Below are 13,775 nucleotides of genomic sequence, written 5' to 3' on the forward strand. Positions count from 1 at the left end.
TGCAGAAGATATAATAAACTGTAAAAATATCTTCTGTGGGGATTTTTTGTTATGAGAAACAAAATAGAGGAAAGAATAAAAAATAAAACTTATAATAAGAGAAAAGTACTTGTCGTTTTTTTATGTGCGGCTTTCGTGCTTTTTTGTCTGATAGGCAGACTTGTTTATCTTATGATATTTGATGCGGAGTATTATCAGAACATGGCGGAGGAACTGCATGAAAGGGAGAGGGAGATCAAAGCGGCCAGAGGGGAGATCGTAGACAGAAACGGAGTTGTTCTTGCGACAAACAGGACGGTGTGTACGATTTCGGTTATTCACAGTCAGATAAAAGATCCGCAGCAGACGGCAGACATGCTCAGTAAAGAGTTGGAACTTGACAGGGAGGATGTTTTGAAAAAGGTAGAGAAAGTATCTTCTATGGAAAAAATAAAGACGAATGTTGACAAAAAGACAGGCGACCGTATCCGTGAGTATAATCTGCCGGGAGTAAAAGTGGATGAAGATTTCAAAAGATACTACCCATATGACCGGCTTGCGTCAAGAGTGCTTGGATTTACAGGGAGCGACAATCAGGGGATCATCGGTCTTGAGGTGAAATATGAAGACGTATTAAAAGGAACAAATGGGAAGATACTGACGGTTACAGATGCCAGAGGAATAGAGTTGGAAGGAGTTGCGGAGGACCGGATTGAACCGGTTGCCGGAAATACATTAAAAACAAGTCTTGATTACAATATCCAGTCGTATTGTGAGCAGGCGGCCGAAAAGGTGCTGGAGGAAAAGCAGGCAGAAGGGGTATCGGTCTTGCTGATGAATCCGCAGAACGGAGAAATTTATGCTATGGTAAATGTGCCTGAATTTAATTTGAATGAACCTTATCGTTTGAATGACAAAACGGAAGATCAGATGACAGATGAAGAACGTCAGAACAGACTGAATCAGATGTGGAGAAACCGCTGCATTAACGATACGTATGAGCCGGGATCTACTTTTAAGATCATTACGTCGGCGGCTTGTCTTGAAGAAGGCGTCGTCTCTTTAGACGATACTTTCTCCTGCCCGGGGTATCGGATCGTAGAAGACAGGAAAATCCGGTGTCATAAAGTAGGAGGGCATGGAACGGAAACTTTTGTGCAAGGGATTGAAAATTCGTGTAATCCGGTATTTATGGATATCGGACTTAGACTGGGATCAGAGAGGTTTTGCGACTATTTTGAACAGTTTGGTCTGATGAGCCTGACGAACATCGATCTTCCCGGAGAAGCGGGGACGATTATGCATAAAAGAGAAGATATTAAAGCGGTAGAACTGGCCACAATGACGTTTGGTCAATCATTTCAGATTACGCCGATCCAGATGGCGGTGACGGTCAGTTCGATGGTAAATGGCGGCAGGCGTGTAACGCCGCATCTTGGCGTGTCGGTCTTAGATAAGAAAGGGAAAACGGTCAAGACGTTTAAGTATGGGGAAAAAGAAGGGATTGTTTCGGAGAAAACATCGGAGACAATGCAAGAACTTCTGGAGAAAGTTGTTTCCGAAGGATCGGGAAAAAACGCGTATCTTGAAGGATATTCTATCGGGGGAAAGACGGCGACGTCTCAAACGCTTCCAAGAAGCGCCGGAAAATATATTTCTTCGTTTATAGGATTTGCTCCGGCGGACGATCCTCAGATTCTCGGAATGGTCATCATCCATGATCCTCAGGGAATTTATTACGGCGGAACGATCGCTGCCCCGGTGCTTCGGGACATATATGATAATGTGCTCCCCTATCTCGGGATTGAAAAAAAGTAATGGATGGTTTATACTTTATGAGATAAAAGAGATGAAGAGGTGGATTTATGAGTAGTCATGTAGTGATTCCGGTTCTTGCGGCATTTGCGGTAAGTCTTGTGCTCGGACCGATTGTGATTCCTTTTTTGCGGAAACTGAAAATGAAGCAGACGGAGCGTGTAGAAGGCGTTCAGTCTCATTTGAAAAAAGCGGGAACTCCGACGATGGGCGGCATTATTATTCTTGCGGCTGTTATTGTGACATCCCTGTTCTATGTGAAAGATTATCCGAAGATCATTCCGGTTTTATTCCTTACAGTGGCGTTTGGTTTGATCGGATTTCTTGATGATTATCTTAAAGTTGTGTTGAAACGTTCGGATGGACTGATGCCGATGCAGAAAATGGCTCTGCAGATTATTGTAACGGCTGTGTTTGCATTCTATCTCGTGAAAGTGGCGGATATTCCGCTTACGATGCTTGTGCCGTTCTCTAACGGATATTATCTTGATATCGGCTGGATGGCAGTTCCGCTTTTGTTTGTGGCAGTGATCGGAACAGTCAACGGAACAAACTTTACAGATGGACTGGATGGCCTTGCTTCCAGTGTGACCGTTCTTGTCGCAACATTTTTTACAGTTGTGGCGATCGGAACGAAAAGCGGGATCGAACCTGTCACCTGTGCTGTAGTCGGGGCGCTGCTTGGATTTTTACTGTTTAACGTATATCCGGCAAGTGTGTTTATGGGAGATACAGGGTCTTTGGCTCTTGGAGGATTTGTGGCAGGCACGGCTTATATGATGCAGATGCCTTTGTTTATCCTGATCGTTGGAATTATTTACCTTGTGGAAGTGGCTTCGGTCATGATTCAGGTTACTTATTTTAAGAAAACAGGCGGAAAGAGGTTTTTTAAAATGGCGCCGATCCACCATCATTTTGAATTATGCGGATGGTCTGAAACGAGAGTGGTAGCTGTATTTTCTATCATAACGGCGTTGCTTTGCCTCATTGCGCTGATGGGGGTATAAAAATGGATATAAGAGGAAAAAAAGTGCTCGTCTTCGGTTCGGGTATCAGTGGAGAAGGATCATGCAGGCTTTTGCTCGAAAAAGGCGCGGAGGTTGTTTTGTATGATGGAAATGAAAAACTGTGCGCCGATGAGATTGAAGCTAAAATTTTAGAAACTAAAAAAGAAAACGGGCAATTCAGTATAGTGCTCGGAACATTTCCGGAAGAGATTATAGAAGAGCTTTCATTTGTAGTGATGAGTCCGGGAGTGCCGACGGATCTTCCGATCGTTGAAAAAATGCGTGAAAAGAGCATCCCGATCTGGGGAGAGATCGAACTTGCATATGTGTTTGGAAAAGGAGACGTTCTTGCAATTACAGGAACAAACGGGAAAACGACGACGACAGCCCTTTTGGGACAGATCATGCAGGACTATAAAGAACATGCTTATATTGTAGGAAATATAGGAACTCCGTATACAAGCGTTGCACAAGAAACGACGGACGACGCGGTAATTGTAGCGGAAATAAGCAGTTTCCAGCTTGAGACAATACATACATTTCATCCGAAAGTAAGCGCGATTTTGAATATTACTCCCGATCATTTGAATCGTCATCATACAATGGAGGCATATATCGAAGCGAAAGAGCGTATTGCTGAAAATCAGACAAAAGCAGATGTGTGCGTATTGAATTATGAGGATGATGAACTTCAGAAATTCGGAGAAAAAACGGCAGCGCAAGTTCTATATTTCAGCAGTGCGCGTAAACTGGAAAAAGGGATATATCTTGATGGAACAAAAATCATTTGCGCGGCAGATGTTCCGGTCGAGCTTTGCGATGTCAGTGAACTGAAGATTCTCGGAACACACAATTATGAAAATGTGATGGCTGCTTCTGCAATGGCGTATGCATATGGTGTTCCGATCGAGGTGATCCGCAAAAATCTTCTGACATTTCCCGGAGTGGAACATCGAATTGAGTTTGTGGCAGAAAAAAGAGGTGTCCTTTATTATAATGACTCGAAAGGAACAAATCCGGACGCAGCGATCAAAGGGATTCAGGCCATGAACCGTCCTACCATACTGATCGGGGGAGGTTACGACAAAGATTCCGAATATGATGAGTGGATCAAGGCGTTTGACGGGAAAGTGAGAAAACTTGTTCTGCTTGGCGCAACGAGAGAGAAGATCGCGCAAAGCGCTCATGCAAACGGATTTGACGATATTATTATGGCAGATACCTTTGAGGAGGCGTTTGAACAGTGCGTGAAATATGCGAAGCCGGGCGATGCGGTGCTTTTATCGCCGGCGTGTGCAAGCTGGGGGATGTTTAAAAATTATGAAGAACGTGGAGATAAATTCAAAGAACTTGTAGACCAACTATAAGGAGTGGAGCTGATTGACGCGTTCTGAAAAGAAAAAACGATATGACGGGATGCTTATATTTGTTGTATTGCTTCTTGTTGCCGCAGGGCTTGTGATATTGTACAGCACAAGCGCTTACAATGGGCAGGTGAAATTTCACGATCCGTTTCATTATTTGAAAAAGCAGGGGTTTGCGACACTGCTAGGACTGTTTGGTATGGCGCTTATCGCCCGCGTTGATTATCATAAATGGGTTCCGCTGGCGATTCCCGCATATGTGACGTCGATCATTCTGTCTGTGGCTGTTATATTTTTCGGGGATGAATACAACGGGTCCAAAAGATGGTTGTCTTTGGGCCCGATTTCTTTTCAGCCTTCAGAGTTTGCAAAAGTAGCCGTTATTTTTTTCCTTGCATGCCTTGTGAGCAGAAATGTACAGCGGATGAAACGTTTTCGCACAATGATACTTATGATGATTCCGGTTTTGCCGATCGTAGGTCTGGTCGGAGCAAGTAATTTAAGCACTGCGATCATCATTCTCGGAATTGCGGTTGTTCTGATTTTTGTAGCGGATCCGAAATACGTCCGTTTTATATTGATGGGAAGTATCGGCGTAGGATTTATGACGGTTTTTCTGGCGATGGAAAGTTATCGATTGGAACGCCTGGCAATCTGGAGACATCCGGAGCAATATGAAAAAGGGTATCAGACGCTGCAGGGACTATATGCAATCGGCAGCGGAGGTCTGTTCGGAAGGGGATTAGGCAACAGTGTACAAAAACTCGGATTTCTTCCAGAGGCTCAAAATGATATGATTTTTTCTATTATCTGTGAAGAATTGGGATTGATCGGAGCAGGATTTATCATTCTTTTATTTTTGATTCTTATTTGGCGTTTTTTTGTGATTTCAACAAAAGCGTCGGATCTGCTTGGCGCTTTGATAGCGGCAGGGGCAATGGCGCATATGATGATCCAGGTTATATTAAACATCGCGGTAGTTACAAATTCAATTCCAAACACAGGGATTACGCTTCCGTTTATCAGTTACGGAGGTACATCGGTTGTATTTCTTCTGTTGGAGATGGGACTTGTGCTTAGCGTATCGAATTACGAAGGTTTACGGTATGGAGGTTCAGAATAGATGAAGAGAAAAAAACACAAAAAGAGAAAGGTGTGGCCGATTATTTTAGTTGTGCTTACTGTCTTGATCGTTATGGCAGCTGCGGCGGTATTTCTATTTCGCACAAGGTCATATAAAGTGGAAGGAAATTCTTATTACGGAGAGAGAACGATCACAACATGGATTGAGAATGATCCGCTTTCGGTAAATTCTCTGTATGTTCTGTATAAATATAATTTTACCGATGCCGATCTTCCGTCAGGAGTAGAAAGTCTGAGTATTTCACTGAAAGATCCGTGGACGGTGAAGGTGAAAGTGAAAGAAAAAGAAATGGCCGGATATGTAGATTATGACGGTGCATATCTTTATTTTGACAGAACCGGAACGGCAGTATTGCGGACAAAAAAAATAATCGAAGGTGTTCCTCATATCGAAGGTCTTATGTTTGATTCGGCAAAAGCTAAAATAGGGAAAAAACTTCCGGTGGAAGATGACAGTATTTTTGAAAAAATTGTAGAAGTTTCAAAAAATTTAAAAAAATACAATCTCACACCTGACAGGATGGGGTGTACAGATGGAGGCGTACAGATATATTTTGAAATTGTACAGGTCAGCCTTGGAAACGGGAATTATGAAGAAAAGCTTAGACAGGTAGAACCGATTCTTAAAAAACTGACTGAATTATATCCCGGAAAGGCGGGCGTGCTGCATTTAGAGAATTACGATGCCGAATCGGAGTCGATTCCGTTTGTTCCGGCGGCATAGCGGCGGCGGATCATCTGTAAAAGTGTAATAATTCAGAAAAATAGCAAAAAATCTATTGATTATTTGCTAAAAAGACTTTATTATATACTTATTGAATTCTATCGTTCAATATTAAGGGATGTATAAGAAATTAGTAAGACGACGAAGGAGGAAGTACTCTTGTTAGAAATTAAAACCAACGAATCAGAAGCGGCCGCAAGAATTATTGTAGTCGGAGTCGGTGGAGGCGGAAACAACGCAGTAAACCGGATGATTGACGAACAGATCGCGGGCGTGGAATTTATCGCAGTGAATACAGATAAGCAGGCACTGCAGCTTTGTAAAGCACCGACATTAATGCAGATCGGTGAGAAGCTTACAAAAGGGCTCGGCGCAGGGGCACAGCCGGAAGTAGGAGAAAAAGCGGCAGAGGAAAGTTCAGAAGAGATCTCGGCAGCGCTCAAAGGTGCGGACATGGTGTTCGTAACATGCGGTATGGGCGGCGGAACGGGTACAGGTGCTGCACCTGTTATTGCACGTATTGCAAAAGAGCAGGGAGCTCTTACAGTCGGAGTTGTCACAAAACCTTTCCGTTTTGAGTCGAAAACAAGAATGCAGAATGCATTGAGCGGAATTGATAAATTAAAAGAAAATGTAGATACGATTATCGTAATTCCGAATGACAAGCTTCTTGAGGTTGTTGACAGACGCACAACAATGCCGGAAGCTCTTAAGAAAGCTGATGAAGTTCTTCAGCAGGGTATTCAAGGTATCACAGATTTGATCAATGTTCCGTCACTGATCAACCTTGACTTTGCGGATATTCAGACAGTTATGAAGGATAAAGGCATTGCTCATATCGGTATCGGTGCAGGACGCGGAGACGATAAGGCTCTTGAGGCGGTAAAAGAAGCTGTTGCGAGTCCGCTGCTTGAGACGACGATTCAGGGTGCGTCGAATGTTATCGTTAACGTATCGGGAGATATTACTCTTATGGATGCTTCTGATGCGGCTGATTATGTACAGGAACTTGCAGGAGAAGGCGCAAGTATTATTTTCGGTGCTATGTATGATGACGCGAAGTCAGATGAATGTACGATCACTGTTATTGCGACCGGGTTACATAATGTAGGCGGAAGCGCATCAAAATTAAAGGCGAGATTGGAAGGACAGCAGAAAGTCGGATCGATCCTTCCGTCCGGTGAATCGACAGTAAGAAGTCGTCTTGACAATGATGGAAGCAGAGTATCTGCGGCCAGACCACAGACATCTGCCAGACCGCAGGGAGGTACGATGCCGACTTTACAGCCGCGTACGCCATCCAGTACGGTGAAAGAGCAGTCTATTAAGATTCCGGATTTCTTTAAGAAATAAGCGAATCGGTATAATAATATAGAATTTTAAGACAGAATGGAATTTCATGTAAGAGTTCCATTCTGTTTTTTTGTTTTTTGTCGAAATATATTTACAGATACATGTCAATATATGACAAAATTTTCCTGTTTCTAAATATATAATAGATTCCGCACTACATAATTACGGAAGAGAAAGAAGGTGGACTATGTACTATGAATTATACATAGATGTATTTTTTTTAGAAAATTTTATGTTAGACAGTCTGCTTTTAATGGCTGTAAACCGTGTTATGCAGTATAGGAATTCTTATGCGCGGATGCTTGCAGGAGGGGCAGCAGGCAGTTTTTTGACTTGTGTTGTGATAGCGCTTCCGCTTATGCCGGCGATAAAAACACTTCTGTTTGGCGTTGGGATTAATAGTGTGATGATATTTGCGGGACTTGGCGGAGATGTTTTGAAAAAGGGTAGAAAACAAAGTAAAAAAGAACTGGCTGCCTGGTTTTTGAGGACGCTGATCGTTCTGTATGCAGCGGCAGTTGTCTTCGGAGGGGCTGCGAATCTGTTTCGTCCGTATATGAAATTTGCCGGAGTGTTTTACGCAGTATTTGCAGTCGGATACTTTGCATTTACGGGAATGTGGAAGTTTATATCGCGCATAAGACAGAATACGAAAAATCTTCCGGAAGTAACATTGTATACAAGTCTTGGGGTAAAGAAAGTGATCGGTCTTATAGATACGGGAAATGAGCTCCGCGATTTTGCGTCTGATGATCCGGTCAATATTATTGATCCGCGATTGGCAGAGTCTATTACGACACATCCGGAATGGGAAAAAGGCTTTCATATGATTCCGTACAGCAGCATCGGGGGAGATGGAGTGATGAAGGTGTTTCGGATTGAAAAAATGTGTATTCACATGGATGAAGACATATGGATAGAAAATCCGCTTCTCGGGATGAGTGAAAGAACTCTTTCGGAAAAAGAACGATATGAAATGATCCTGAATCCGGGGATCTTTTTATAAGCGGGAGTTAAAAAATATGGATTAATATCTTTGACAGTTTATATTTACTGCCGCTTAAAATTACTAAAACAGGGGAATATAGGAGGATATGACATGATGATGAAAGTAGCTGTTCCGCAGCGGTTTAAGTTAAGAGTAGTACCTGATGTGAAAACCTTGATTTTCGGGAGCGGGAGAGAGGTGCATTATATAGGAGGAACGGAAGTCCTTCCGCCGCCTCTTGAGGGGATGAGAGAAAGCGAGATGATTAACCGGCTCGGAACAGAGTATGCAGAGGATGCAAAAAAAGTATTAATAGAACACAATCTCCGGCTTGTTGTATACATTGCGAAAAAATTTGACAATACAGGCGTAGGCGTTGAAGATTTGATTTCGATCGGAACGATCGGTTTGATCAAAGCAATCAATACGTTTAATCCGACAAAAAAGATCAAACTTGCAACATACGCATCCCGATGTATTGAAAATGAAATTTTAATGTACTTAAGGCGTAATAGCAAGACAAAGATGGAGGTGTCCATCGACGAACCTTTGAACGTTGACTGGGATGGAAACGAGCTGCTTTTGTCGGATATTTTGGGAACGGAAGAAGATACGATTTATAAAGATCTGGAAAATGAAGCGGAGAGAAAACTTTTGATTCGTGCTCTGAATAAACTTAACAGCAGAGAAAAGCTGATTGTAAGTATGCGATTTGGATTGGATAATCCGGATGGAAAAGAAAAAACACAAAAAGAAGTCGCAGATCTGCTTGGGATTTCGCAGTCATACATATCGAGGTTAGAAAAAAAGATCATGCAGAGATTAAAAAGGGAAATGGTAAGATATGAATAATAGATGAAAAAATAAATGTATGCAGTCGGTTTTCGGCAGCATACATTTATTTTTATAATCCGGGAAAGTAAACAGATCAAGCGCGGTAATAGTGAGCGTAAAGTCCGTTTTTATCAAGCAGTGATCCGTGAGTTCCGCGCTCGGCAATGCCATCTTCTGTGATGACGATGATTTCATCGGCGTTTTTGATTGTAGAGAGGCGGTGTGCGATTGTGATCGTTGTTCTGTCTTTAGAAAGTTCTTCGAGACTTTTTTGTATTCGCCGTTCGCTTTCATTATCAAGAGCGCTGGTAGCTTCGTCAAGAATCAGGATCGGAGGGTTCTTAAGGAAGACACGGGCAATAGAAATCCTTTGTTTTTGTCCTCCTGAGAGACGGGTTCCGCGCTCGCCTACATAAGTGGAATATCCATCGGGAAGTTCGCTGATAAAATCGTGAATATTTGCACGTTTTGCGGCATCTATGATCTCTTCATCCGACGCGTCCGGTTTTCCGTAGGCGATGTTGTCGCGAATCGTTCCCGAAAACAGATATACGTCTTGTTGTACAACGCCGATATGGCTTCGAAGACTTTTTAAAGTCAATGTTCGGACGTCTTTTCCGTCTATTGTGATCCTGCCGCCTGTCACATCGTAAAAACGTGGCAGAAGGGAACAAATCGTTGTTTTTCCACTTCCCGACGGACCGACAAGAGCGACTGATCTTCCGGCGGGAATTTCAAAAGATATGTGAGAAAGGACAGACGTATCGTCATCAGCATAGTGAAAAGATACGTTTTCATAGCGGACGAGGCCTTTTACATCTGTTAATTCTTCTGCGTCGGAAGCGTCTTTGATTTCAGGTTCTGTTTCCACGACGTCAAGAAAACGGCGGAATCCGGCAAGACCTTTTTGAATCATTTCAATAAGTTCTACGAGGATTTGGATCGGACTGATGAAAATACCGATATAAAGTGCATACATGGCAAGGTCTCCGACGTTCATGAATCCTTTTGCGATAAGGTATCCGCCATAGATAAGAGTGACTGAATACATCAACCCCTGAAACAGAAGATTCCATCCCATAAAACTTCCGATACAGTGATAATTCTCTTTTTTAGAGAGAAGAAAAGCGTGATTGCTTTTCTGGAATTTTTTCCGTTCTATTTCCTCATTTGTGAAAGATTGTACAACACGGATTCCGGCAAGGGTATCCTGGAGACTTGCATTGACATCTCCGATCTTTCTCCGGTTATCCATAAATGTTTCTTGCATTTTTTTGTTTTGGCGTATGGAAAAAACGAACATACATAAAACAATAATGGCAAGGGGCAGGGCGAGCCGCGCATTGATCAGAAAGAGGAAAATAAAAGAGCCGATGATCTTTACGACAGAAATAAAAAGGTTCTCAGGTCCGTGATGTGCAAATTCGGCAATGTCAAACAGATCGGAGACGAGTTTGCTCATCATCTGTCCTGAATTATTTTTGCTGTAATAAGAAAAAGAAAGTTTTTCATAATGATCAAATAGTTGTCGGCGCATATCACGTTCCATGCAGGCGCCCATCATATGTCCCTGGTAACTTACATAATATTTGCAAAGACTTTGTATAAGATACATGAAAAGAAGTCCGGCTGCAATGAATGGGAGCGCATGAAGGATGAGACTGCTGTCTTTCGTAAACAAAGTATTTGTCAGCACGCGCAGGATCTGCGGGTAAGCAAGATCGACAATGCTGATGAATGCAGCGCAAAGAAGGTCGATAAAAAAGACGGTCTTGTACGGTGAGTAATAGGTGATAAATTTCCGTAATGTATTCATAAACGTTATGCTCCTTTTTGGTAAAAAATACTGTTCTTATCTTAGCACATGAGATTTTTCTTGACAAGGCAGGGGCGCTGTAATAATCTAAAGGTCGCGGGATGAACTGTTACTAAAGGTCATATATTGATTAAAGGAGAGTTATTATATATGAATATATATCTTGCCCCATTGGAAGGAATTACGGGATGGATTTACCGCGGCGCCGTACAGAAGTGTTTTGGAGGGTTTGACAAGTATTTTATTCCGTTTATTAAGCCGAATCAAATGGGACGTTTCAGCGCGAGGGAGAAAAAAGATATTCTTCCGGAACATAATAAGGGGATGCATGCTGTTCCTCAGATATTGACAAATTGTGCAGAGGACTTTGTACAGACGGCAAAGAAGCTGGAACAGTACGGGTATAAAGAGATTAATCTGAATGTAGGATGTCCGTCTAAAACTGTTGTGACGAAAGGGCGGGGAGCGGGCTTTTTAGCATTTCCGGAACGTTTGGATCTTTTTCTGGAAGAAGTGTTTCAAAATTGCCCGATCGATATTTCTGTAAAAACGCGGATCGGAACAGAAAGTGGTGAGGAATTTCCGAAACTTATGGATATTTATAATAAGTATCCGATAAAAGAGCTGATCATTCATCCCCGTACACAAAAAGATTTTTATAAAAATATTCCGCATATGGATGTGTTTGAAAAAGCGCTCGGCACAGGAAGGCATAAAATATGTTATAACGGAGATCTTACATCGGAAGAAGATGTCCGTAATCTTTCGGAACAGTTTCCGGAAGTAGAGAGTATAATGATCGGCAGGGGAGTTCTCGCCGATCCGGCGATTGCCCGGAAGATAAAAGGCGGAGATGGTGCGGATAAAGCGGAAATGCGTCATTTTCATGATATGCTATATGAAGCATATTGCGAGGAAATGTCCGGTGAAAGAACAGTTTTGTATAAGATGAAAGAACTGTGGTTTTATTTGGCGTCCTCTTTTACTAATAGCAGACCATACGCAAAGAAGATCAAAAAAGCGGAAAAATGTGCTGTGTACGAAAAAATTATAGAGGAACTTTTTGCGAATGAGGAAGTAATATAGAAATACAAAAAACAGCCGGATCTAAAAACATCCGGCTGTCTGTAACATAAGGATAATAAGAGGGGAGGAGTAATCCTTCCCCTTTGTTATTTTATAAAGCGTGCTCGTATACGGCTTCGGAAGTGAGCTGCACTTCCAGTTTCTTAAAGATTTTAATGTCTACGTCTGACAGCATGACAGATGTGTGCGCCTGGCATCCTGCAAGTTCGGGAAGCTGGGAAAGGGCAAGGCGTGCCTGCGGATTTGTTGCCGCGCTTGCGGATAGGGCGATAAGTACTTCATCTGTATGAAGCCGTGGATTTTTGCTCTTTAAATAATCTACTTTTAATTTTTGGATCGGTTCGATCGATTCAGGAGAAATAATATGAGTTTCGTGATCGATACCTGCAAGCACTTTTAGTACATTTAACAGAAGCGCCGCGCTTGCTCCGAGAAGATTGGTTGTTTTTCCGGTGATGATCCTTCCGTCACGCAGTTCAAGAGCGGCAGCGGGACCGTCTGTCTCTTTGGCGCGCTCTAAAGCTTTGATTACAACTTTGCGGTCTGTGACAGTAATCCCTGCCATATTCATAAGAAGTTCGATTTTCTGAGCTTCTTTCTCGGAAGTGCTGCCCTTTGCAAGAGCGTTCAGAGCATCAAAATAACGGCGGATGATCTCTTGTTTGGAAGCTTCACGGCAGGCTTCGTCGTCGCAGATGCAGTTTCCTGCCATGTTGACGCCCATATCAGTAGGAGACTTGTAAGGACTTTCTCCGTAAATCTTTTCAAAGATTGTATTTAATACAGGGAAAATCTCAACATCACGGTTATAGTTGACAGTCGTTTCTCCATACGCTTCAAGATGGAACGGGTCGATCATGTTTATGTCGTTTAAGTCGGCAGTTGCCGCTTCGTATGCAAGGTTAACCGGATGCTTAAGCGGGAGATTCCATATAGGGAACGTCTCGAATTTTGCATATCCCGCAAGAACGCCCCGTTTATGCTCGTGATAAAGCTGGGAAAGACATGCTGCCATCTTGCCGCTTCCGGGTCCGGGAGCAGTGACGATAACAAGAGGTCTGCTTGTCTTGATATAATCATTTTTTCCATAACCTTCGTCGCTGATGATAAGCGGAATATTAGATGGATATCCGGGAATAAGATAATGAAGATATACCGGAATATGCAGCTTTTCAAGTCTGTTTTTGAACAGGAGGGCACTTTCCTGACCGGAAAATTGAGTGATTGTAACACTTCCTACATATAATCCCTGATCCTTGTATGTCTGAATCAGACGGAGAACATCTGTGTCATAGGTGATGCCCAGATCTCCGCGGATTTTATTTTTTTCAATGTCTTTGGCGCTGATGACGATAACGATCTCTGCCTGAGAACTCAACTCTTTTAAAAGACGGAGTTTACTGTCAGGAGCAAATCCCGGAAGAACACGGGACGCATGATAATCATCAAACAGTTTGCCTCCGAATTCAAGATAAAGCTTGTTGCCAAATTTTCCGATCCGGTTTCGGATATGTTCGGACTGCATTTTCAGATATTTTTCATTGTCAAAACCGATTCTCATTTTATTCTTCTCCACTTTTTTGTTCATTTTAATCCTGCATGCAAAAGAATAGCGGCAGGACACATTTCGTACTCAGTATACTATAAAATCTAACTGTTTTACAAT

General features: G+C 42.5%; 11 protein-coding genes. 9 read left to right on the forward strand and 2 right to left on the reverse strand.

From position 1 onward, the window contains the following. Positions 1-51 precede the first annotated feature (51 nt). From ACH9UM_RS02910 to sigE, 8 genes are all read left to right on the forward strand, one after another. The gene (locus ACH9UM_RS02910) at positions 52-1,797 is read left to right on the forward strand and encodes a penicillin-binding protein 2 (protein ID WP_004846515.1); all 1,746 of its coding nucleotides are present in this window, start codon (positions 52-54) and stop codon (positions 1,795-1,797) included. 47 nt (positions 1,798-1,844) lie between these two features. Next, positions 1,845-2,801, forward strand: a complete 957-nt coding sequence (gene mraY / locus ACH9UM_RS02915; RefSeq protein WP_004846514.1) for a phospho-N-acetylmuramoyl-pentapeptide-transferase — start codon at positions 1,845-1,847, stop codon at positions 2,799-2,801. Positions 2,802-2,803: 2 nt separating this feature from the next. After that, positions 2,804-4,168: a UDP-N-acetylmuramoyl-L-alanine--D-glutamate ligase gene (murD, locus tag ACH9UM_RS02920; protein WP_009321326.1), complete on the forward strand. Its 1,365-nt coding sequence runs from the start codon at positions 2,804-2,806 to the stop codon at positions 4,166-4,168. A 49-nt stretch (positions 4,169-4,217) separates the two neighbouring features. Then, complete coding sequence (locus ACH9UM_RS02925) at positions 4,218-5,288, forward strand: FtsW/RodA/SpoVE family cell cycle protein (protein ID WP_004846512.1); 1,071 nt, start codon at positions 4,218-4,220, stop codon at positions 5,286-5,288. Next, entirely contained in the window at positions 5,289-6,032 is a 744-nt protein-coding gene (locus ACH9UM_RS02930) for a cell division protein FtsQ/DivIB (protein WP_004846511.1), read from the forward strand. 159 nt (positions 6,033-6,191) lie between these two features. Further along, a complete protein-coding gene (gene ftsZ / locus ACH9UM_RS02935; RefSeq protein ID WP_009242740.1) occupies positions 6,192-7,385 on the forward strand; it encodes a cell division protein FtsZ in 1,194 nt (397 codons plus the stop codon). A 187-nt stretch (positions 7,386-7,572) separates the two neighbouring features. Then, positions 7,573-8,391, forward strand: a complete 819-nt coding sequence (locus tag ACH9UM_RS02940; RefSeq protein WP_004846509.1) for a sigma-E processing peptidase SpoIIGA — start codon at positions 7,573-7,575, stop codon at positions 8,389-8,391. A gap of 93 nt (positions 8,392-8,484) precedes the next feature. After that, positions 8,485-9,225 carry an RNA polymerase sporulation sigma factor SigE gene (gene sigE / locus ACH9UM_RS02945; RefSeq protein WP_004846508.1) on the forward strand — a complete coding sequence of 247 codons (741 nt, stop codon included), beginning with the start codon at positions 8,485-8,487 and terminating at the stop codon, positions 9,223-9,225. 76 nt (positions 9,226-9,301) lie between these two features. Here the strand turns inward: sigE and ACH9UM_RS02950 are convergent, their stop codons facing one another. Beyond that, entirely contained in the window at positions 9,302-11,023 is a 1,722-nt protein-coding gene (locus tag ACH9UM_RS02950) for an ABC transporter ATP-binding protein (protein ID WP_129794974.1), read from the reverse strand. A 150-nt stretch (positions 11,024-11,173) separates the two neighbouring features. On the opposite strand from ACH9UM_RS02950, the gene ACH9UM_RS02955 reads away from it, so the two are divergent. Further along, the gene (locus tag ACH9UM_RS02955; RefSeq protein WP_009320718.1) at positions 11,174-12,109 is read left to right on the forward strand and encodes a tRNA-dihydrouridine synthase; all 936 of its coding nucleotides are present in this window, start codon (positions 11,174-11,176) and stop codon (positions 12,107-12,109) included. Positions 12,110-12,200: 91 nt separating this feature from the next. On the opposite strand, the gene ACH9UM_RS02960 is transcribed toward ACH9UM_RS02955, so the two are convergent. Next, positions 12,201-13,670 carry a DUF1846 domain-containing protein gene (locus ACH9UM_RS02960; RefSeq protein ID WP_009242737.1) on the reverse strand — a complete coding sequence of 490 codons (1,470 nt, stop codon included), beginning with the start codon at positions 13,668-13,670 and terminating at the stop codon, positions 12,201-12,203. Between the last annotated feature and the right edge of the window lie 105 nt (positions 13,671-13,775).

Source organism: Mediterraneibacter torques, assembly GCF_044591705.1.
Classification (GTDB): domain Bacteria; phylum Bacillota; class Clostridia; order Lachnospirales; family Lachnospiraceae; genus Mediterraneibacter; species Mediterraneibacter torques.